Annotated in this window: 23 protein-coding genes and 1 tRNA gene; 7 read left to right on the top strand and 17 right to left on the bottom strand. The window is 26.0% G+C overall.

Annotated features, from left to right (window positions below):
- Nucleotides 1–5: 5 nt before the first annotated feature.
- The gene (locus tag SLITO_RS01070; RefSeq protein WP_075057949.1) at nt 6–1,649 is read right to left on the bottom strand and encodes a DAK2 domain-containing protein; all 1,644 of its coding nucleotides are present in this window, start codon (nt 1,647–1,649) and stop codon (nt 6–8) included.
- Between the two features lie 64 nt (nt 1,650–1,713).
- Nucleotides 1,714–2,013: an Asp23/Gls24 family envelope stress response protein gene (locus SLITO_RS01065; RefSeq protein WP_083433322.1), complete on the bottom strand. Its 300-nt coding sequence runs from the start codon at nt 2,011–2,013 to the stop codon at nt 1,714–1,716.
- Nucleotides 2,014–2,224: 211 nt separating this feature from the next.
- Here SLITO_RS01065 and rpmB point away from each other — a divergent pair, with 211 nt between their 5' ends.
- Together rpmB and SLITO_RS01055 are read left to right on the top strand one after the other, a co-directional pair.
- Nucleotides 2,225–2,425 carry a 50S ribosomal protein L28 gene (gene rpmB, locus SLITO_RS01060; RefSeq protein WP_075057947.1) on the top strand — a complete coding sequence of 67 codons (201 nt, stop codon included), beginning with the start codon at nt 2,225–2,227 and terminating at the stop codon, nt 2,423–2,425.
- A 19-nt stretch (nt 2,426–2,444) separates the two neighbouring features.
- Nucleotides 2,445–2,527, top strand: a tRNA-Leu gene (locus SLITO_RS01055).
- Nucleotides 2,528–2,564: 37 nt separating this feature from the next.
- Here SLITO_RS01055 and SLITO_RS01050 read toward each other — a convergent pair.
- From SLITO_RS01050 to rsmD, 9 genes are read right to left on the bottom strand one after another with little or no spacing between them, the layout of a single operon-like run.
- A complete protein-coding gene (locus tag SLITO_RS01050) occupies nt 2,565–3,203 on the bottom strand; it encodes a motility associated factor glycosyltransferase family protein (protein ID WP_083433321.1) in 639 nt (212 codons plus the stop codon).
- Complete coding sequence (locus tag SLITO_RS01045; RefSeq protein ID WP_075057946.1) at nt 3,175–3,858, bottom strand: ribulose-phosphate 3-epimerase; 684 nt, start codon at nt 3,856–3,858, stop codon at nt 3,175–3,177. The genes SLITO_RS01050 and SLITO_RS01045 overlap by 29 nt, the downstream gene beginning before the upstream one ends.
- A 2-nt stretch (nt 3,859–3,860) precedes the next feature.
- Nucleotides 3,861–4,748, bottom strand: coding sequence for a ribosome small subunit-dependent GTPase A (gene rsgA, locus SLITO_RS01040; RefSeq protein WP_075057945.1), 888 nt, complete (start codon nt 4,746–4,748; stop codon nt 3,861–3,863).
- 1 nt (nt 4,749) lies between these two features.
- The gene (locus SLITO_RS01035) at nt 4,750–5,763 is read right to left on the bottom strand and encodes a serine/threonine protein kinase (protein ID WP_075057944.1); all 1,014 of its coding nucleotides are present in this window, start codon (nt 5,761–5,763) and stop codon (nt 4,750–4,752) included.
- Nucleotides 5,764–5,801: 38 nt separating this feature from the next.
- Complete coding sequence (locus SLITO_RS01030; RefSeq protein ID WP_075057943.1) at nt 5,802–6,557, bottom strand: PP2C family protein-serine/threonine phosphatase; 756 nt, start codon at nt 6,555–6,557, stop codon at nt 5,802–5,804.
- Nucleotides 6,547–7,620, bottom strand: a complete 1,074-nt coding sequence (gene rlmN, locus SLITO_RS01025) for a 23S rRNA (adenine(2503)-C(2))-methyltransferase RlmN (protein WP_075057942.1) — start codon at nt 7,618–7,620, stop codon at nt 6,547–6,549. The genes SLITO_RS01030 and rlmN overlap by 11 nt, the downstream gene beginning before the upstream one ends.
- Nucleotides 7,621–7,661: 41 nt before the next feature.
- A complete protein-coding gene (gene rsmB / locus SLITO_RS01020) occupies nt 7,662–8,924 on the bottom strand; it encodes a 16S rRNA (cytosine(967)-C(5))-methyltransferase RsmB (RefSeq protein WP_075057941.1) in 1,263 nt (420 codons plus the stop codon).
- A gap of 1 nt (nt 8,925) precedes the next feature.
- Nucleotides 8,926–9,795 (bottom strand): guanylate kinase, encoded by an 870-nt coding sequence (gene gmk / locus SLITO_RS01015; RefSeq protein WP_075057940.1) that lies wholly within the window; start codon nt 9,793–9,795, stop codon nt 8,926–8,928.
- A 2-nt stretch (nt 9,796–9,797) separates the two neighbouring features.
- Nucleotides 9,798–10,355, bottom strand: coding sequence for a 16S rRNA (guanine(966)-N(2))-methyltransferase RsmD (gene rsmD, locus SLITO_RS01010; protein ID WP_075057939.1), 558 nt, complete (start codon nt 10,353–10,355; stop codon nt 9,798–9,800).
- A gap of 72 nt (nt 10,356–10,427) precedes the next feature.
- Between rsmD and def the strand changes: the two genes are divergently transcribed.
- From def to SLITO_RS00985, 5 genes are all read left to right on the top strand, one after another.
- Nucleotides 10,428–11,051 carry a peptide deformylase gene (gene def, locus SLITO_RS01005; RefSeq protein ID WP_407696203.1) on the top strand — a complete coding sequence of 208 codons (624 nt, stop codon included), beginning with the start codon at nt 10,428–10,430 and terminating at the stop codon, nt 11,049–11,051.
- A gap of 160 nt (nt 11,052–11,211) precedes the next feature.
- Nucleotides 11,212–12,993, top strand: coding sequence for a ribonuclease J (locus SLITO_RS01000; RefSeq protein WP_075057937.1), 1,782 nt, complete (start codon nt 11,212–11,214; stop codon nt 12,991–12,993).
- A 1-nt stretch (nt 12,994) separates the two neighbouring features.
- Nucleotides 12,995–14,557 (top strand): APC family permease, encoded by a 1,563-nt coding sequence (locus SLITO_RS00995; protein ID WP_075057936.1) that lies wholly within the window; start codon nt 12,995–12,997, stop codon nt 14,555–14,557.
- A gap of 72 nt (nt 14,558–14,629) precedes the next feature.
- Complete coding sequence (locus SLITO_RS00990; protein ID WP_075057935.1) at nt 14,630–15,637, top strand: hypothetical protein; 1,008 nt, start codon at nt 14,630–14,632, stop codon at nt 15,635–15,637.
- 70 nt (nt 15,638–15,707) lie between these two features.
- Complete coding sequence (locus SLITO_RS00985) at nt 15,708–16,637, top strand: hypothetical protein (protein ID WP_075057934.1); 930 nt, start codon at nt 15,708–15,710, stop codon at nt 16,635–16,637.
- A gap of 150 nt (nt 16,638–16,787) precedes the next feature.
- Here the strand turns inward: SLITO_RS00985 and SLITO_RS06240 are convergent, their stop codons facing one another.
- From SLITO_RS06240 to gap, 6 genes are all read right to left on the bottom strand, one after another.
- Nucleotides 16,788–16,907 carry a hypothetical protein gene (locus SLITO_RS06240; RefSeq protein WP_158500611.1) on the bottom strand — a complete coding sequence of 40 codons (120 nt, stop codon included), beginning with the start codon at nt 16,905–16,907 and terminating at the stop codon, nt 16,788–16,790.
- The gene (locus tag SLITO_RS00975; protein WP_075057933.1) at nt 16,879–17,793 is read right to left on the bottom strand and encodes an IS3 family transposase; all 915 of its coding nucleotides are present in this window, start codon (nt 17,791–17,793) and stop codon (nt 16,879–16,881) included. Before SLITO_RS00975 ends, SLITO_RS06240 begins: the two co-directional genes overlap by 29 nt.
- A 151-nt stretch (nt 17,794–17,944) precedes the next feature.
- Nucleotides 17,945–18,718, bottom strand: a complete 774-nt coding sequence (locus SLITO_RS00970; RefSeq protein ID WP_075057932.1) for a hypothetical protein — start codon at nt 18,716–18,718, stop codon at nt 17,945–17,947.
- A gap of 72 nt (nt 18,719–18,790) precedes the next feature.
- Nucleotides 18,791–20,398: an ABC transporter ATP-binding protein/permease gene (locus tag SLITO_RS00965; RefSeq protein WP_075057931.1), complete on the bottom strand. Its 1,608-nt coding sequence runs from the start codon at nt 20,396–20,398 to the stop codon at nt 18,791–18,793.
- A gap of 137 nt (nt 20,399–20,535) precedes the next feature.
- A complete protein-coding gene (locus tag SLITO_RS00960) occupies nt 20,536–21,732 on the bottom strand; it encodes a phosphoglycerate kinase (protein ID WP_075057930.1) in 1,197 nt (398 codons plus the stop codon).
- A 102-nt stretch (nt 21,733–21,834) separates the two neighbouring features.
- Entirely contained in the window at nt 21,835–22,848 is a 1,014-nt protein-coding gene (gene gap, locus SLITO_RS00955) for a type I glyceraldehyde-3-phosphate dehydrogenase (RefSeq protein WP_075057929.1), read from the bottom strand.
- Nucleotides 22,849–22,957 lie beyond the last annotated feature (109 nt).

Genomic DNA, 22,957 nt, shown 5'->3' with positions numbered 1-22,957 from the left:
TTTTATTATTCAATACCAATTATAAATAGGTAAACTTCTTGCCCACCTTCTATTAATTCATATTCTACATCATAATTTTCATCTAAAAATTTTCTTAAATTACTAATATCTTTAAAAGTTGCGTCAGCGCCTGTAAAAATTGTTAATATTTCAGTTTTTGAACTAATATTCTTAGATAATACTTTTACAATGACTTCATTAAGACTATCTGCTGCACAAAAAACTTTTCTATTAACAGAAGACATAAATTGGTTTTCTTTAATATCAACATTATCAATTTTTGAATCCCTTGCAGCTTTATTAATTGATATAGATGTAACATTTTTTAGAACTTTCGCAATTGCAGATTCATTTTTTTTAATACTTTCATCAGGGTCAAGATTTAAATATGCTGTAATTCCCTCAGGTATAGTAGTTGTTTCTATAACAACTACTTTAGAAAGTTTTTCAAGATCTTTTGCTTGTTTTGCAGCAAGAAGAACATTTGCGTCATTAGGAAAAATATAAACTACTTTAGCATCAACTCGTTCTATCGCCTCAAGAAAATCATTTGTTGAAGGATTCATTTTAGGACCTCCATCAATTACATAATCAATACTTAGTTGTTCTTTAAAATAGTCGGCAATTCCTTTTGATCTTGAGACTGAAATTGTTGCAATTTCATTTTTTAATAGTCTTTTTCTATCAACTTCTTTAATTACAGAATCTTTTTTACCTGCAGCTGTAGTATGTTTTTCGGCTTGCAAGTTCATATTTTCAACTTTAATAGATTTAAATTCTCCATATTGTTGCATATATGTTAATACTTGTCCTGGCATTAAAGCATGAGTATGAACTTTTAATATATCACTATCTGTTACAGCAACAATAGAAGTGTTTCCGTAACCTTCAAGAGTACTTCTAACAACATCTACATTTAAATTATCAATATAATCATCCATTAAATTTACTATACACTCAGTACAATAACCAAACTCATCAATGTTATCATATTCAATATTATTTCCTGTATTTTCTTCAAGTTTTTTTAGCCTTTGAATTATTTTACCTAATCGAACATATTGTTCCATGCCCTCAAAAAACTTAACAAGACCATATCCACCACTATCAACTACACCAACTTCTTTAAGAACAGGTAATAAATCTGGTGTTTTATCAAGTGATTTTTTAGAAGCTTCAATTACTTTTTTTCAGAACTCTTTTTGATCTAAATTATCATCTAAAGAGTCTAAAGACTCACTAGTTTCTCTTATTACAGTTAATATAGTACCTTCTACAGGTTTCATAACAGCACTATACGAAACTTCTTTTGCCATTTTAAAAGCTATTTTTCAAGATTTTGCAGTTAAACTATCATCTTCCTTTAGTCCATTTGCGAAGCCTTTTACTATTTGTGAAAAAATAACTCCTGAGTTTCCTCTTGCACCCATTATAAGCCCTCTTGAAAATTTAGACATAAGTTCTCAAGCGCTTTTATAATTTCCGTCTTCGATTTCTTGTAAACCGTTTGTACAAGTTAAGTTCATATTTGTTCCTGTATCACCATCAGGAACTGGAAACACATTTAATTTATCAATTTTAGGGTAGTTATTATAAACGTTATTAACTCCACTAGTAATCATACTTTTTAAAAACTGCAATTGCTTCATAATTTCCACTTTCTATTTATACATTTTAATATAAAAAAAATAATTTTAATTAATACAAAGTAAATTATTTTAAATCATCAACTATAACATCAACTATAAAATTTTGTTTGAATTCATGAACTCTTTCAAGTTCATACTTCAGCCTTGATTGGACTTCTGTTAATACATCTTTTATATTTACACCATTAAATAAAACTAAATGTAACTTTATCTTATATATGCTTTCGAATTTTGAAATTTCTACTGCATTAGAAACATCGTCTGTTGAAATATCATATGAATCAATTAAATAATTCGCAAAAGAAGATATTCCAGGAATTGTATATATTGTATTTTTAATTGTTTCAATTATTTTACTTTCCAAAAATATCGCTCCCTATTTTTTGATTCTATTAGTATTTATAAATAAAACGTCAAATATATTCTACAAATTTATTTTACCCCAATAAGAATTATATTAAAATAAAATTTATATGTTTTTTCAAATTATTATATTAAATTTATTAATTAATGTATAATTATATTGCTCGTAAAATTATAAATCTATTATTAAAATAAAATTTGAGGTGATTAAAATGGCAAGAAAAGATTCATTAACAGGTAAAGGTCCAATGTTTAGTAATTCAAGATCTCATGCTATGAACGCAAATAAAAGAACATGAAACCTAAATCTACAAAAAGTTAAACTTATTGATGAAAACGGAAAACTTATTACAACAAAAGTTTCTGCAAGAACTTTAAGAACTTTGAAAAAAAATAGTCAATTAGTTAAATAATTTTTAATTATTTATATTTGCCCTCTTGGCGGAATTGGTAGACGCAGCAGACTCAAAATCTGCCGAGAAATCATGTCGGTTCGAGTCCGACAGAGGGCACCAGTTATTGATAACAAAAACCTAGATATTTCTAGGTTTTTTATTTTGTAAAAATAATAATAACTTCTTCATTTGTAATAATTTCTGGATTAAGTTGATTTATTAGTTCATTTGAAAAACCAACTGTTTTATGTTTTTCAAACAACATTTCTTCAACACAATATTTCATGTTTTTAATTGTAATGATTGAGTTTTTTAATGGAAATAAAGAGACGTATTTAAATGAATCATATCTAAAGTATTCTAATACATTTCTTCCTTTTTTTAGTTTAAACGCTAATGAAAAATCATTAATTATTTTAACATTATAATACTCAACCAATTCAATAATTGACAAGTTAAAATCCATTCTTTTAGTTGGTTTTAACACTATTGATATATCATTAATATTATATTTATTTATAACATGTTGTATTGCTGCAACACCATCAAGAAAATCTTTTTCTTCATTTAACTTAACAAAGTTTTTTACATTATCTCTTATATGTTGAATTTCTTTTTTAGTAACACTATCAAAATCAGAAATTGCATCATCAATTAATATTGATTTATGAATTAAATCTAAACATCCTCTTTCAACACCAACTATATAATGTGATTTTTCAAATACTTTCAAATTTAAATCATTTTCACAACAAACGATTAAAGCCTTATTTTTCAATTTGATTCACTCTTTCAAACAATTCCTCTTGTGTAATATTTTTATTTACTAAGTAACTACCTGCAACTAAAATATCAACACCTGCTTCTTTAGCAATTTTATATGTTTCTTGATTTATTCCACCATCAATTTCAATTGTATAGCTATAGTTATTTTTGTTTTTAATATTTTTTAAATCTTTGATTTTTATAATCACATCTTCAATAAATTTTTGCCCTCCAAAACCAGGTTGGACACTCATTACTAGAATATTATCGAGGATTTTAAAGTATTTTTCTATTCTTTCAATACTTGTATTTGGGTTAATGGCCAATGAAAAATTAATTCTATTTTTTAAACAAAAATTTTGCACTTCATTAATTTGAGAATCATTTAGAGACTCGATATGAAAAGTAAATTGTTTTACATTATTTAGCATAAATGAATTTAAATAATCATTTATATTTCATTTTTCATCTATTCTTACCATAAAGTGAATATCAATATTGAAATCATAAAAATTTGTAATATCTGATAGTATTTTTGGTCCAAAAGATAAATTAGGTACAAAATTATAGTCCATTACATCATAGTGGATTCATTTAATGTTTGCTTTTCATAATTTATCTAGTTCTAATTTTAAATTTAAAAAATCAGCTGTTAGTATGCTTGCTGCTGCTATAGTTTTTTTCATAACTACCCCTTTTTAATTGAAGCTCTTAATTCATTTATCACTTTAACATAATCATCATATATAAATTTAGGAATCTTAGAATCTTCAACTTGTCTAAACACTTCACAATTAGGAGTATTTATATGCACACAGTTATTAAACTTGCATTTATTACTGTATTGAGAAAATATCCTAATACCACTTACTAACTCTAATACATCTATATTTTTAAATTCAAATGATGAAAATCCTGGTGTATCAGCTATTAAACCATTGTTATATTGAAATAACTCATTTTTAGTTGTTGTGTGTTTACCTCTATTTAAAGACTTAGATATTTCTTGAGTTTTTTCAAATAAATTTGGTATTAAATTATTTAAAGTAGTTGATTTACCTGCACCTGTTTGACCTGTAAATACAGATACTTTTTTTTCTACCACTTCTTCAAGTTTATTAAAATTTTCATCGACTTTATTTACATTACTTATAAATATTGTCTTATATTTTAATTTTGAATACTCAACTGCTTTAATATAATCTAAATCTTTTTTATTTAAGAGATCAGTTTTAGTAAAAAGCAGAACAGGTTCAATATTTAAGGATTCTATGAAAAATAAGTACTTATTCAAAGTGAATGTATTAAGATTTGGTTCTCTCAATGATGTTACAATTATTGCTTGATCAATATTTGCAATTTTAGGTCTATATAACTCATTTCGTCTTTTTTTTATATTTTTAATCAAACCCTGCTGTAAGACCTCATCAATTATTTCAAAGTCTACGTAATCTCCTGTTATTGGTGTTTTTTTGTTATGTCTTAGAATTCCTTTTGAGTTACAAACGTATATATCATTATTAAAAAAAACATACACAAATTCACTTAATATTTTTAATACTATTCCTGATTGCATATTAAACAAATACTAAGACAATAACGAATGCAATTATAGATAAAAGTATTACAAATGATAATGCAAATGAAAATCTATTTTTGGCAATTAATGGTAATTTACTGTAAAAAGTTCCTACATTAAATTTTCTAGCCTTATCTCCTGCCATTAAAAAAACTTTTTTATGATAAGTGTATTGCTTAACTAAATCAGTTTGTTTTACTTTTAAAAGGTCCCTTTTAACTTCAGAAGCACTTTGATATCTATATTGTGGTTCTTTTTCAATCATCTTAAGTATTATATTTTCAAGACTCTGAGGAATAGCTGGGTTTATCAATCTCGGAAAGGTTGGAGCTTCTCTTAAATGTTTACCAGCTATTTTTTTTGCTTCTTTACCGACAAATGGCGCAATTCCAGTACTAAATTCATATAACATTATTCCTAACGAGTATATATCACTCTGTGGAGTTGGTTTTTGAGCAGCAATAATTTCTGGTGGCATATATTTTGGAGTTCCAATAGCTTTTTCAACTTCTGTATCATAACCTTCCATAACAGAAATTCCAAAATCGGCAAGCTTAACTTGACCGCTTTTAGTTAGCAAAACATTATCAGGTTTAATATCCCTGTGAATTATTCCCAAATTATGAGCATCTTCTAACGCATCACAAAGTTTTGAAAAGTAATATTTAATTTCTGATAAAGTCATTGCTCCAAATTGGCGATATTTGTCTTTTAAAGTTCCTCCATCAACATTTTCAAGAATTATAAGCCATTCGCTTCCTGATTGAATAACATCAAAAAGTTTGACTACATATGGATTCATTCCTAATTTAGCAAAAGCTTCTTTTTCGATTTCAAATCGCTCTTGTCCAACAGGTTTTATAACAATTTCTGGAGCTATTACTTTAACTGCAACTATTGTTCTGGTGTATGCATCAATAGCTTTATAAACTGATGCCATTCCACCCTTACCTAGTTTTTCAATAATTTCATATCTATCTGCTAAAAGTTCACCAGTTTCGTAATCTCTCATTATTGCTCCTTTTTAATATAATAGCAAAAAAATGGATTCTACTCCACTTCTATTATTAGTATAGTTAAATTATCAGTCGATACATTTTCTTTAGCGTCTTCAATTATATAAAAAGCTTTATCTTTTAATTTAATTTTTTTGTTTGCTAAAGTTGATGCTGTAAGTTCATTATCCATATAATCATGAATACCATCAGTGGTTAAAAAATAAGTACCACTTATATCTTCTATGAAGTATGTATCAATTCTTAATGTTTTTTGTGGCCCTAAAGCACTTGTTAAAACTTTTCAAAATGTAACTTCATTGACTTCACTATAAAGACCTGACATTTTCATATCATTTCTTTCTGCTTCAGGTGTTGAATTTCACAAATTTTGATCTTGTGTTATTTGGTGAATATCTTCTCCAACTAATTTATAAGTTCTAGAGTCACCAATGTTCACTACGAAACCTCCAATTGAAGTAAATAATATTGCAGTTAGTGTGGTTCCCATATCTTTAGTTTCGAAATGCTCATTTGAATATTCAACCATTTCATTTAAAATTTCACTTACGCTATTTCTTAATCATCTATTAATATCTTTTTGATTTAATCCATTAAAATCTTGTTCTTTGAATAGTTTTATAAATTTTTCAACTGCAATTTTTGATGCAACTTCACCGTGAGCATGTCCACCCATTCCATCACAAACTATTCCGAAAGCATTACCATTATTTTCTACAAATCCTACATAGTCCTGATTTAGTTTTCTGTAGTTACCAATTTCTGATAACATTGTATGTTTAAATTTCATTCTTTAAGATTCCTTCTCTTTTTGCTCTAAGTTGACCACAAGCTGCATTAATATCAATACCAAATTCTTTTCTCAATATTGCATTTACATTTAATTTTTTTAACACTTGAAAAAATTGACTTATTTTTGTTGATCTTTTAAATGGATTTTCTTCAACCTCGTTGTATGGAATTAAATTTACATAACCGTTGATACCTTTTACAAGTTTTGCTAATTCAATTGCATTTTGCTCTGAATCATTTATCCCCTCGATTAAAATATATTCAAAAGTAATTCTTCTGTTAGTTTTATTAACATAATATTTAACTGCATCAATTAGTTTTTCAATTGGGTACGCTTTATTAATAGGCATAAGTTTATTTCTTATTTCGTTATTTGGAGCGTGCAATGATATTGCTAAATTTACTTGACTATTTAAATTCGCGAAATCAATTATTTTAGGAACTACACCACAAGTTGAAATAGTTATATGTCTAGCACCAATTTTATAACCATTTCCATTATTGACTATATTTACAAAATCTCAAACATTTTTAAAATTATCAAATGGTTCGCCAATCCCCATAACCACAATATGACTTACTCTTGCCTTTGGATTATCAGGGTCATCTATATATTTATCTTTTAAAATTTTATTAATAGTAAGTATTTGAAGTACCATTTCATAAGTTTCTAAATTTCTTTCGGTTTTTATAAGACCAGATGCACAAAAAGTACAAGACATTTTGCAACCAACTTGAGTGGTAACACAAACTGATTGACCGTATTTTTGTGGCATCAATACTGTTTCAATTGTTTTTTTATCGTCTAACATAAAAAGCAATTTTATTGTACCGTCATTTGATTCTTCAGAAACCAATAAATTAAGTTCATTAATTTCAAAATTTTCCTTTAAAAACGTTTTAAGTTCTTTACTTAAATTTGTCATTAAATCAAAATCTAAAATATTTTTAACATAAAGTCAATTAAATATTTGTTTTGCAGAAAACTTTTTAAAGTTATTTTTTTCAAGGAAGATTTCTAAATTTTCTAATGTGTAATTAAAGATACTATTTTTTTTCATGTTAACTCCATTTCTAATTATACCATATATAGTGATTTTAATTAAACACTACTCTTAATTAACTTACATATGTAAAAACCATTAGTATTGTATTCAAAACCAAAATATTGTTTTTCATAAACTTTTTTCATTTTTTTATGTTTCTTTAAAAACTCATCAATTTGAAATTCGTTTTCATTTTTATTAATTGTACAAGTTGAATAAACAATTGCTCCACCCTTAGATAATAAACTATATGCTTTTTCTAGTAGTTTTTTTTGTAAATTATAAAGTTTTTGAATATCATCATTAGTACTTTTTCTTAATCTTATCTCTGGCTTATTTTTGATCACCCCATATCCAGTGCACGGAGCATCCAATAGTATGTAGTCAAATTTTGTTTTGGTTTTATAATCAACTGCATCAATATAATTTATATTTATATTTAAAATACCAAGATTTTCTAAATTATTTTGTATTATATTTTTTTTATTTTCATTAATTTCAATAGCTGTAATATCTGCTTCTTGATTAACTAATTGACTTAAATAACTTAATTTACCACCAGGCGCACAACACATATCAAGTATTTTAGAATTCTTTTCTGGATTTAAAATTTCACACGCCAATCCACTTAATGGGTCTTGTATATAAACAAAACCTTTTTTTAATAAATCAGTTTCAAATAAGTTAGAGCTAACAATAAAAAAGTTGTTAGAAATTTCTAATTCTTCTATTTTTAAAACATCATTATAATTATTTATAAAATTTTCTTTGCTTATTTTCAATGTATTTAATCTTACATATAAATTTGATTCTTTATTAACATATTCAATTCATTTTTTTGCAATATCAATTGAGTATTGTTTAGATATTTGATCGAAGAGTCAATATGGGATACCTTCTTTTAAAGGGGCGACATTTTTTTTATTTTTAATATTTACTTTTCAATATTCTTTATTTTGAAGTTTTCTAAGAACTGCATTAACAAATGAAGATAAATTATGATCAACTTTTTTTGATAATTCAACAGCTTCATTTATTACATAATAAGCTTTAGAATTTAAAAAAACTAATTGAAACAATGCCATTCAAATAATTATTTTTATTTTATTATTTTTTATTTCTTTTTTTAAAACTTTATTCGTTACATATTCTAAGTAAAGCTTATATTGAATAACTCCATAAACTAATTTAAAAATAAAAAAAATATCATTTTTTGATATACTCATATTATTTTTTATATTATTTAATTGTTTATTTGCAAACAAATTATTAAATATTACATTGTCTAAAATATTTAACGATATAAATCTTGGATTCATTTTATTCCTGCTCTATTGTAAAAAAATTAAAGTCTAACATAAATTTTTCTGCGTATGATTTTACTTTGTTGAAATTCTCTAAACTTTTTAATTCTTCGTGTGCTAATACAAATTTATATATTTTTTCAGTTAAAAAATTGATTAAATATTCTAAAAAATTAAAACTTTTAATATCTTTAAAGTTATCTAAATGTATAACATTGTCTTTTCAATTGTCAACCAAAAACATATATTGGTCTGTAATGATTTTTTTAACATCTTCATTTAGTTTATAATATTTACTTGTTTTTCAATCTTTTTCAAGTGTATCTTCTTTTGTTAATACTTCTTTAACTTTTTCAACCGCATCTTCAACACTATCAATTGTAATTACATACTGATATTTATGTTTTAGAGGTATCTCTAATAATGCCTTGTCTAATCTTTGTTTTATAACTTCTTCATTTTCAGTTCCGCGATTGCGTAATCTATTTTCTAGTTGTTTTAAATTGGGTGGCATTAAAAAAATTGAAACCAATTTACTTGATTCTTCTTTTTTTAATATTTGAGTGGCACCAGTTACTTCAATTTCTAAAACAACGTTTTCACCATTTTCAATTTTGTCGTATAAATACTTCCTAGGAGTTCCATAAAAGTTACCAATAAATTCAGCATATTCAATTAATTCATCATGTTCAATTGCATCCTTGAAAGTGCTTCTGTCTACAAAAAAATAGTTTACTCCATCAACTTCTCCTGGTCTGGCCGCTCTTGTTGTCATTGATATTGATTGTGTAAGATTTAATGAATTATCTTTTGCTAATTCCTTATTAATTGTTCCTTTTCCAACACCTGATGGACCAGATAAAATAATTATTTTTCCTTTTTTCATTTCTATTCCTCTAACCTAATAATATATAAATGCTTATTCTTATAAAATTTATATTTTAAACACACGTAACCTAATAGTAAATTTTTTTCTAAAATTTCTTTAGACTCTATTATTAATATACCATAATTATTGATTATTTTTACCTTACTAATGTACTCAAAAAAATCTTTATAATAGCCAACTTCTTTAAATGGTGGATCTAGAAAAAGTAAATCTATTTTTATATTGTTTTCCAACATATATTTTAAAGCGTCTTTAAAATCTAAATTCAATATTGTAAAATCTTCTTTACCTATCTTTTCAAGATTTGAGTTTAATACTTTAATTGCATCTTTGTTATGTTCATTAAAATAAACATGTTTTACCCCTCTTGATATTGCTTCAATTCCAAGAGCCCCACTTCCAGCAAATAAATCTAAACAAATTTTTTCATTATATATAAAATAATTATTTAATACATTGAAAATGTCCTCTTTAACTCTTGTTAATGTTGGTCTTGTATTCAAACCTTCAAGAACATTTAGTTTTCGCCCTTTAAATTTACCACTAATAACCTTCATAAAACCTCTTTTTACTCTAAGAAATTAAATTTATTATATAATTATTTTTGAGGTATTTATATGAAATTAGATTTAGAAAAGGATCTTTTGCAAAAAGAGATTCCCACTAACAAATGACTTTGGAAAGATAATCAACCTGAGGTCATAAGAAACACATCATTAGATGTAAAATTACCATTAAGTTCAGAAGATGAAAATACAATGCACCGTTTAATTGATTTTGTAAGATACAGTCAAGACCCAATTTTAAATAACAAACAAAAAGAAGATCATTTAAGACCTGCAGTTGGTTTGGCTGCACCACAAATTGGTGTAAATAAGAATATGTTTTTTGCAAGATTTGAGTGAACAAAAAAGAAAAAATCTGAAGAGCATCAAGATAGTAAAGATAATGCTGAAGAATATGCAATTATAAATGGAAAAATTATTGCAAAAAGCAATCAAATTGCTTGTCTTGATGGCGGTGAAGGTTGTCTTAGCGTTGATAAAGATTACAAAGGTTTAGTTCCAAGAAGTTATAAAATTCAGGTGACAGGTTATGATTGATTAACAAAAAAAGAAGTAAACCTTACTTTAAGGGGTTACAAAGCAATTGTATTTCAACATGAATTGGATCATAATAATGGTAAGTTGTTTTATGATTGAATTAATAAAAAACAACCTTTTTACTCAGAAGATGATTGATTTTTAATATAATTGAAATAAATTTTATACTACGGTATAAATTTTTTTTTGTAAAATTATGTATTTTAAAAAAAATAAATAGTAATATTTTTGTTATAATATTTTCAAATGTTCTTCTATGATAATTTAATTAACAGATAATATAAATTTAATAATTTGAAAGGAATAAAAAATGGAAAATAACGATAAGAATAATTTATTAAGTGAATTAGAAAAAAAAATAATAGTAAAAAAACTAGAGGATAATGAAAATCCAGAAAGAAAAAAATTAGATTACTCAGAACTACCAACTAAAGTATATGCATTAGGTGGACTTGAAGAAGTTGGGAAAAATACATATTGTATAGAACATGATGATGAAATTATAATTTTAGACGCAGGGGTTAAATTTCCAGATAATACCCAATTAGGTATTACTGCAGTTATACCTGATTTTAGTCATCTTGTTGAAAATAATGAAAAAGTAAAAGCTTTATTTATAACTCATGGTCATGAAGATCACATTGGTGGTATTCCATATCTTTTACAACAAGTTGATGTTCCTGTAATATATGCACCAGAATTAGCTGCTGCTTTAATCAGAGATAGATTAAAAGAATTTAAATTACAAAATAAAACAGTTGTTAGAGAGTATGTCGAAAATGATGTATATTCAACAAAACACTTTAAACTTGAATTTGCAGCAGTAAATCATTCAATTCCTGACGCATTTGGTATTTATATAGAGACTCCAAATGGAGCTATTTTTTCTACTGGAGACTATAAATTTGACTGAACACCACTAGGACATAACGCAAATATTCAAAGACTTTCTAAATGAGGGAACGAAGGAATTCAATTGCTAATGGCTGACTCTACTAATGCAGAGGTTGAAGGTTATACTATTGGAGAGAAAAAGATTATTCAAAATATTGATGTTCATTTTTTAAAAGCCAAAGGCAGAATTATAATTGCTTCTTTTGCTTCAAATGTTCATAGATTACAACACATCATTGAATTAGCTAATAAATATAGTAGAAGAATAATTGTCATAGGTAGAAGTATTGAAAGAATCATTAAAATAATTAGACAAATTGGGCATTTAAATATTAATGACAAAATGTTTATAAAACCTAACGAAATTGATAATTATCCAAAAAACCAAATTATGATTTTATGTACTGGTAGTCAAGGTGAACCAATGGCTGCGCTTTCACGAATTTCAAGAATGGAACACCAAACCATAAAAATTATTCCTGGCGACACAGTAATAATGTCTTCTTCTCCTATTCCAGGTAATAGAGCAGATGTTGAAAACGTAGTCAACAATTTAACTAAAATTGGAGCCATCGTTATTGAAAATAGCGGTGAAAATAAAATACATACTTCAGGACACGCAAGTCAAGAAGAACAAAAAATTTTATTCACATTATTAAAACCAAAATTCTTTATGCCTATGCATGGAGAATATCGGATGCTAAAAACCCATGGAGAAACTGCAAATTCAGTCAATGTTAAAAAAGATAATGTTTTTGTAGTTGCAAATGGGGATCAAATCTTACTTCATAATGGTGTTGCAGAACTTGGAAAAAGAGTTCCTGCTGATGCTATTTTTATTGATGGTAAAGATATGACAGGTAAAGCAAGTAATGTTATTAGAGAAAGAAATATTTTAAGTCATGATGGTCTTATGGCTGTAATTATTTCTATTGACTCACAAACTAACAAATTATCATCACAACCTCGAATTGTTTCAAGAGGTAGTTTTTATGTTAGAGAAAGTGGAAATGTTATTGCTGAGGCAATAAATATTGTTACCAATGCTGTTTTGAGCGTATTAAATTCTTCAAAACCAACATTTGGTGCTATAAAAAATTCTATAAAAGAGTCTCTTTCACCTTTTATATTTAGATGTAAAAGAAGAAATCCTTTAATAATACCTGTCATATTAAATAGGAAGGTAGAAATTAAATAGAATGAAAACGAAAAAAGAGCAGTTAGGTTTGCTCTCTTTAATATGAATGGGCGTTAGTTTTATCGCTGGAATTACATTTACAGCAAGTTTTGCTGGTGTAGTCACAAATACAAATGATGAAGGACAAAATGTAGGAGTTGGTATCCATATACTTTGAATTTTTGTTCTTGAAGGAATTGTTGCTTTTATGTGTGCATGGGCATTTGCAAAACTTGTAAAGCAACACCCTCAAGCAAATGGTGGTGCAAGTCAATATGTTAGAACTGCATTTGGTAAGTTTTGAGGATTACTAATGGGAATAATCAACTATTCAGTTATTCCTCTTATTGGTATGGGTTTAATCGTATCAATGGTAAGGCAAAATTTTGATGGTGGAGATAACAACCTTGTTGGTTATGACAAGAACAATCAAATAAACCCTTGAGGTTCATGAGGTCCTTGAGGAAGTTTATACTTGGATTTAATTGCATTTGGTTTATATATGTTTGCAGCTACCATAATTTTCTTTGGAATTAAAAAATATAAATATGTTTCTATAATAATTGGATATATGACATGAGGAATAACTATACTAATTATGATCTTTGGACTGGTGGCAGGATTTACAAGTGAATCTTCAGGGCTAGACCAATATGTAAATAATTCTTCGTTTGGTTTTTCGTCATTTAGTAAAACTTTTACAACATGCTTCTTTGCCTTTGCGGGTATTGAAACTTTTATTACAACAGGAAAAAACATAAAGAATAGAAGCAAAAATATGCCAATTGCAATAATTATTATAATGATTGCAACTACAGTTTTTTATATATTGTTTAGCTTAATAATTATGTTTGCTGTTAATGCACCATTCAGTGGGAATCCAAATCTTCAAATATTTAAAAAATTTGATAGTGACTTTTTAAAAAAATTTGGTCCTTGGCTTATAATTGTATGTACCGTTTTAATGAGATTTAATTCATCATTACAAGTTACAATGTTTGGAGGTTCAACCCTTGAACCTTTAGCTAGTCAAAGATTTATTTCTAAATTATTTAAAAAAGAAAACAAAGAAAATGTCCCAATTGCAGGTGTATTAACTACAATTATTATAATAATGGTTACTGGATTCTTATTTTTATTTATACCAGACATAGTTCAGGGTATCGCAAAAAAACCATCACCCTTTAATTATGGAACAATTGCCAATTCAGCTTCAATATTGCTGCTATTAATCTATTATATGGTTATACCTACAGCATTAGTTCAAGGCTTTAGAAAGAAAATAAAAATAAAAGTTTGAGAATACATTGGTTGAATTTTAACAATGATTCTATTAACATTTTTCTTTGTGATGTACTTCATTGATTTAATAAATGGATTTATGAAAACAGATGATATACAATCAATTCTATCAAGTACATTCCAACTATTATATTTAGTGATTGTTTTTGTAACTGCAATATTATTATATTTTGTTTATCATAAAAAATTGCTTATAAAAATTAAATCAAATAACGAGGAAATGAAAATACTTAATGATTATGAATCAGTATTTAAAATAATAGAAATTCCAAATAACATTTAAAACGCTTAGGCGTTTTTTTATTAATAAATATAGTAAAATTATAAATAATGTAATGTTTAAGAGGATGTATGTATGAAAAAAATTATGTTAGTTGCTTCAACATTTGGTTTTGCATCTGGAGCTGTTTTAGGATATATAAATATAGATAAAGCAAAAGAGGAAGAACCCCCAGTTTCAGAGAAAGATGAATATATAGATTACTTATATAACTTTGCAAACATAAATTTTGATAACTTAAAATGAGAAACTAACGGTGTTATAACAAGCGCTGAAATCAAAGATAATAAATTCTCAGAGAGCATTAAAAATAATGCTTTTGCAGATATTTTTAAAAAAGTGAACGAATATAAAACAACCAGTTTTAAAATTGATTCTGTTGAAACAACATTTAAAAACGAAACTAAAAGCATCGGCAAAACTAGTGTTGATAATTTAAATTTATTTATACCAAACATTGAAAAAGATATTAATAAAATTACTGAAGTTGAACAAATTATAAAAATTGAAAAACATACAAATTTTATATATGGTGATTTATATTATTTAAATATTACTTTAAATGTTAAATATGTTGATCCAAAAGATCCATCTACTGTTAAAGAAATTAACGGAATTAGGATGTATGGTATTGAATCATATAAAGAATTCAAAAATCTAAACGATATTAAAAAACCATTTAAAAATAGGTTTTATATTAAAATATATTATGTTGTAGATATTACTCATACAGATGATAAATTCGAATCAGATATAACATTTAAAGCAAATTTACAATATATGAATGTTTTAGTGTTTAAATTAAATATAGATGATGAAAAATATCAATCTAAAATTATAAGTTACATTCATAAAAAACTTAATATAGAAGCACCAAAAAGCTTGGAAAAAATAGGTAGAGATGAAAACATGGATAAAGAGACAGTTTTCGAGGCAGTTTTAGATAACGGTAAATATAAACCAGGTAAAGTTTATAAAAACGATCATATTTTAAAAAATGGTTATTTCTATGCAAAAATGACTTCACCAAAAGAAGTCCTTGGCGAGTTTTTAATTTTAATCAATTTTGAGGAAAGTAAATAACATTTTTGTTTTTATATAAAAAGAATTTTTATATAAAAAAATGATATCATTACCTTAGGAGGTGAAATTTATGGTACGACCAGGAAGATCAATTGGTTCTCTTAGATTCTTTTTATTTCTTGCAAATATTTTTGGTTTAATTGTGGCCGCTATTGGTTTAGGAGCTTTAATATATGTAGCTCAGTCAATATTTAGAAATGGGATTACTAGTAATGAACAACTACAATTATTAGCTGATGGGCTAGACCCTCAATACATACCTGTATTATTCGCATTCCTTGGATATTTAGCTGTGGGAAATGTATTCTATTGTTCATACATTATTAATTTTTTAAGAAAATCAGATGATGATACATTAATAAATAATAGATGAATTTTAGCTTTATTCTCATTATCAGTGGGAGGTATATTAACTCCAATGATATTGGCACAAATGCCAAATACAGAGGTGAGATCAACAATTGATCCAAAGTTTACTATATCTAAAGGATATGGAATTAATGCAATATTAGTTTCAGTAACAGGCATTTCTTTCTACCTTATTTTTAATAAGGCAATGAATATGTCAATGGACCTTGAATCAGTAACAAACCAAGTTGTATATATTGTGTTTATATTGATTGCATTTTGAGGAATAATTAACTGTTCATTATTTGCAGGACCAGGCGCTAAAGCAATATGAGACAAAAGAGGAGCAGGTTACAAATTAATGAACTTTGTTGCAATTATTAACATTATTTACGCAACAATTATATTAATAATACAAATAATCTTATCTATTCTTTCAATAATCTCAATAATTAGTGACTTATTTGATAGAAAAAGTGGTGCAGGATTCTTGAATGCTTTATTGGCACCTTTGAGAATTGCAATGCAATTGTTTATTATATTTACAATATGACAAACAATTAAAGGAATATGATCAAAAAGTGGCTCATTTGAATATGGTGTTTACACAAATTTATCTGAAAAACAAAAAAATTACGAAATGAGAAACTAATATTAATATAAAAAAACCGATTTATCTGAAATTGTCAATTAAAATTGACATTAAAAAGATACTTTCTCCATACGAATTTAGTATGGAGTTTTTTTATGCTTTAGACAAGGTATAACGTAATTATAAAACTCTATATAGTCTGAGATAATTTTATAAATATTTGAGTGATGTAGTTTTTTTTACTTTATATGTATATATACATTCATTTTTAAAAGTTCCAAAAAAAGTCTCACATGCACCATTATCTAGGGAGTTCCCTCTTCTTGACATAGAAATATTTATTATTATTTTTACATAATCTTTCTCAAGTTTCATTTGTGTATGGCGCTCCCTGATCTGAATGAATTATTTTTGGAGCATCTCTTTTTTTAATAGAACTTATTAAATTTGTATGACATAATTTATTATTAGGACTAACCGATAACTTTCAATCAACAATTTCAGAATTAAACAAATCTTTTATAACAGATAGATAAACATTTCCATTAATAGTTTTTATATAAGTTACATCTTTTACTCATTTTTCATTTATATTTTTAGAATTAAAGTTTCTATTTAATAAATTTTCAAATCTTAATGGACCTGATTTATCATAGTTTGGAACTTTCTTTTTCTTCACTGCTTTTAAACTCATTATTTTCATATATCTATAAACAACTCAAGGGTCTCATCTTTCTTTAAAGTATTTGTTTAAAAATAAAGTTATCATATTATAACCATATCTTTTTTTAAACAAGTAAAAAAGGCATCTTATCTTAATTGCTAAAATTCTATTATAATTTTTATACTTTGGTTTTCCGTTTTTAAGTCATTTTAAATATCCATACCTTGAAACTTTTAAATATAAACAAGATAATTTCAAAGAAAACATTCTTTTAACATTAAAAATGGCAAAGTACTTTTCCTTAGTCGTCTTCGCCAAATGCTTTTTTAAAGCTCGTTCCAGTTTCAAAGCCTCTCTTAATTCTTCAACGCTCATATCATCAGGTTCTTTAAAAATTCAATTATGAGATTTAAATTTTTTAATATTTCCTTTTGCTTGTGTTCCGCTACCTCATTCAAGGGCTCTTTCATCTTTAACTTTTAACTCTGATTTTCATCTTTTAATTGTGCTAGTACTAATATCAAACTTTAATGCCGCATTTAAAATAGCCATTTTTTTGATTCATTAATTATATTAAGTTTTTCGTTTTTTGTTCATTGTTTTGCCACATAAAAAGAACACCTTTCAATAAAATTTTAACAATAAAAGTACTTTTTTACAGTCAATTTTATTTTAGATGTTCAATTTAACGGTTTTTTTTATATTAAGAAACAAAGATCACATTATCATTAATTGAAGGTTTTATAATTATTAAGTTTTCATTTATTAGTTTAGCGTTAATAATAAAATAATTACAAAATATTATCTTTGATTTACTTTCTACATTATAAATATACGTAACCCCTTCATCCCTATAGGAAATAAGTATATTTTTTTTATTTATATAAAATATTTTTTTAAAACAAAACGAATTATCAATTTCATATAAAAATGTTAGATCCTCAGAATATACAACAATATTTTCATTTTCTTTTTGAACAATAAAAATATTATTAAATGGTATTATATTTACAAAATCAAAATCAAATTTCTTGTTTTCATTATAAAAATAAATACTATTATTTTTTTTAAAAATATAGTCATTTTTAAATTTTGTATAAAATAAACAATCAATTATGTTTTTATTATCACTATCTTCATAAAGAGGTTTTGTATAGATTTTTTTATCATCATCAAGGAAGGTAACATATTGAACATTGTTTAGTAAAAATATGTTTTGTATAAAAAGTTGATTATTTAAAAAAATATCTATATCACTATTTGCGCCTTGTACACCATTATATTCATATGGATTTGGGTTGGATAAAAAATATCTTTCAATATCTGATTTAATTTTTAAATTTTCATATAATGTTTTCAGTTTTATTCTACCTATAAAGTTTTTTTTATTAAATTGACTATTTGTTAAATAAAGATATTCACTATCTACAAAAAAATTTTTAATTCATTCTGTGTTATCAATTTTTCTAAACTTCATAATTTCTCCATATAAATTATTTATCCTTTTTAATGTTAACACTATAAATTACTAAAAAGCAAATACTTTAAATTAAGATTCTCATTTTAATTTAAATGACCCTACAGTTATATAAATTAATACTAAACTTATTGAAACAACTAAATATATTATTATTTCACTATTAAATTCAAATTTTCCTGCTCACGCATTATTAAATGGTTCCATACAATATTTAAATGCATTTAAATATGTTGCGTATTTTAAAATATCACTTGACATTATAAAATCTATTGGCATAAATGATCCACCTAAAAATGCTAATGGTAAATAAATAATATTAGAAACCGCTATATAAACAGTTGTTGATTTAAATATGCTTGCAAGCATTAAACCTAATGAAATTGATGACACTAAAATAATAAACAAGAAAGGTAATGACTCTAACGCTTGATAGGGAGTTGAGATATTTTTTCAACCATACTCTCCACCAAACATAATTCCAGCTCATAATAGTGTTCAAAAAAATCCTGCTATCATAAATAATATACCCATTGTAACTACTGATAAGATAAAAAATAATGGTTTAATATTGGTTGCTCCAATTCTTTTCATCAACACGCTATTTTTAAAATCAAGAATTGTTTGTGGGATAATGAATATTCCAGCAGAAATTATTTGCATAATAGCTATAGAACCAATCAAGTTATGCAATAATGTATATTCTTTCATTTCTGGTCCACCACCAAGTGTTTGACCTTTAAAAGCAAATCCTTCTAAAAATAATAAAATTATAGGAAATGCAAATAAAAAGAACGGAGTTGCAAAGCCTTTATAATAATATTTCATCAACAATACAACTAAGGGTATATTTTTCCCCTTGTTATTTGCTTTATTTATTATTCTATCAAATCTGTTTTTTTTGTTTTTATTATCATTTTCTTTTGCTTCTTTTTTTAAATCTTCAACTTTTTCTTCTTTAAATTTCTTTCAAGTATAGCTATGAACAGATCCGTGTTCTTTAACTATGTCTTCTACTTTTCCAGAATCATGAATTTCACCATTATGAATATAAATATATTTATTACATAGTTCTTCAATTTCACTCATCATATGTGTTACTAAAATTAATGATTTATTTTTTTGAACAACATTTTCTTTAATATAATCGAATATTTCGCTTCTTACCTCAATGTCTAAACCTGTAGAAACTTCATCTAAAATAACTAAATCAGGGTTGTGTATTAAACTTAGCAGAATGTTAACTCTTTGTTGTTGTCCTCCACTTAAACTAACTAAAAATTTATTTTTAAAACTTTCAATTTGATAAGTTCGTAAAATTTTTGTAAGTTCACTTTCAGTCATTTCAATATTAAATGTTTGCAAGTAGTATTTAATCATATCCAAAACTGTTATACCCATTGGGTATTTTGAATCTTGAAATTGTAGTCCTATTATCAGACCATCTTTTCTAATAACTTCTCCAGTTGAAGGTTTCCTTATGTTACCTATTATTTCACTTAGGGTTGATTTACCTCCACCATTTGCACCAATAACACCAATTCTATCGCCAGGGTTAATTTCTAGATTAATATTTTTTAATGCTATTTTTGATTTATATTTTTTTGATACGTTTACTAATTTTACTAGTGAGTCATTTTTTTCTGAATCTTTTTTTATTCTATTGTTAATTGTACTCATATTTACTCCTCATTACTTTATTTTATAAAATATGCTTTTAAAAATTATAATTATAAAAACAAAAACTTCCCATTGAAAAAGAAAGGAAGTTTTTGTTTTTATAAGTAAATATTACATTGGTAAGTTTTAAGTAGTTTTTATTTATTTTTAATTATGTCTACTCCTGGTAAAACTTTACCTTCCATATATTCAAGAGATGCACCACCACCAGTTGAAATATGTGTAAATTTATCTTTATAACCAAGTTGTATTGCAGCTGCAGCAGAATCTCCACCACCAATTAAAGTAAATGCACCATCTAAATTTGCAATAGCTTCACAAACACCAACAGTACCGTTTTTAAAGTTTTCAAACTCAAAAACACCCATCGGACCGTTTCAAGCAACTGTTTTAGCATCTTTAAGTATACTTTGGAATAAATCAATTGATTTTGGACCAATATCTAGCCCCATTTGATCTTCAGGAAGATCCAAACCAGCAAAACTTGGTTTTGAATCCTTAAATTCGTTATTTGTTGCTGAATCTACTGGTAATACAATTTTACCTTCTGCTTTATCTAAATAACTTTTTGCAAGATCAATTTTATCTTCTTCACAAAGTGATTTACCTATTGAATGTCCTTGTGCTTTGAAGAATGTAAATGCCATTCCTCCACCAATTATAATTTTATCTGCTTTTTTAAGTAGGTTATCAATTACTCCAATTTTATCTGAAACTTTTGCTCCACCAATAATTGCAACAAAAGGGTGTTCAGGTTTATCAATACCTTTTGATAACATTTCTAATTCTTTTTGAACTAAAAATCCTACACAACTTTCAGATATATTTGATGCTATACCTACGTTTGAAGCATGTTTTCTATGTGCGGTACCAAATGCATCATTTACAAAAACATCTCCTAAACTTGCTCAATACTTTCCTAATTCTTCATTATTTTTTGATTCGAATTTAACAACTTCATTATTCTTAACATCTTCAAATCTTGTATTTTCAAATAATAGAACTTCTCCTTCTTTAAGGTTTTTAATAGAAGTTTCTAATTCTGTTCCTCTTGTTTGGTTAACAAATAACACTTTTTTTCCTAAAATTTCTTCTAATTTTTTTGAAATTGGTTGAAGAGATTTTTTTGATTTGTCAGCCTCTTCTTTTATTCTGCTTAAATGTGAAAATAAAACAATTTTTGCGTTGTTTTCTATTAAATAATTAATAGTTGGTAAAGCCGCTCTAATTCTGTTATCATCTGTAATTATTCCGTCTTTAATAGGAACATTAAAATCAACTCTAACTAAAACTGTTTTACCGTTAACATTTACATCATTTAATGTTTTTTTCATTATAAAAGTTCCTTTCTAAATATAATTAACAAAAAACATATTTCTCTTAACCATAAAATAAAGGATTATTTAGTTTAAAAGAAATATGCAGTTTTTTGTTAATTATAAAGATAACATGTATTTTATTGTACGGATAAATTGTGATGTAAATGAGTTTTCATTATCATATCATGAGAACACTTTAACCATTTGTTTACCATCAACAGTCATAACTTTTGTTAATGTTGCATCAAAAATTGATCCATATCTTGATGAAATAACATCTTGTGAAACTATTGGTTTTGTACAATATTGCATTGCTAATGCTAAGTCAGCATCTTTTTTAACTGCGTCTTCTACTGCGCTATTGATTGATTCAACTGTTACTTCTTTTCCTAATTCTAAAGTTAGGTCAACTATTGAACCAGTAATAACTGGCACACGAAGTGCTAAACCATCTAATTTACCTTTTAAGTTTGGTAATACTTTACCAACTGCTGCTGCTGCTCCAGTTTTACTTGGAACAATATTTCAAGCAGCTGCACGTCCACGACGTAAATCACTATGTGGTAAATCTAATAATCTTTGATCATTAGTTACAGCATGAATTGTATTCATTAAACCTTTTACTATACCAAATTTTTCATCTAATACTTTTGCTACGGGTGACATACAGTTTGTTGTACATGAAGCTGCAGAAACTATTAAATCGTCAGGAGTAATTTCTTTGTGGTTAACTCCAAATACCACTGTTTTTAATTCACCAGTTGCTGGTGCTGAAATTATAACTTTTTTTGCTCCAGCATCTATATGAGCTTGTGATTTTTCTTTAGAAACATAAAATCCAGTACATTCTATTACCAAATCAATTCCTAGTTTTTTTCAAGGAAGTTGTGAAGCGTCTTTTTCAGCAAGAATTGAAATTTCTTTACCGTCAACTACAATAGCCCCCTCTTTTGATGAAATTTTACCAGACATAAATTGACCATGTGCTGAGTCAAACTCCAATAAGTAAGCAAGTGTATCTGCACTTGTTAAGTCATTTATAGCTACTATTTCTATATCTTTTAATTCAAATAATTGTCTAAATGCTAGACGTCCTATTCTACCAAATCCATTAATCGCAATTTTTTTCATTGTTTTAATTTCCTTTCACTATCTAATTTTACACCCTATTTTAAAGAGATTAAATTAGATATATAATATATTTTTTCTATATATTTTATTTTATAAATTTATATTGGAA

Source organism: Spiroplasma litorale, assembly GCF_001267155.1.
GTDB lineage: Bacteria > Bacillota_I > Bacilli_A > Mycoplasmatales > Mycoplasmataceae > Spiroplasma_A > Spiroplasma_A litorale.
Note: the sequence above shows the minus strand (reverse complement) of the source record. Positions and strands in the feature narration are given on the sequence as shown.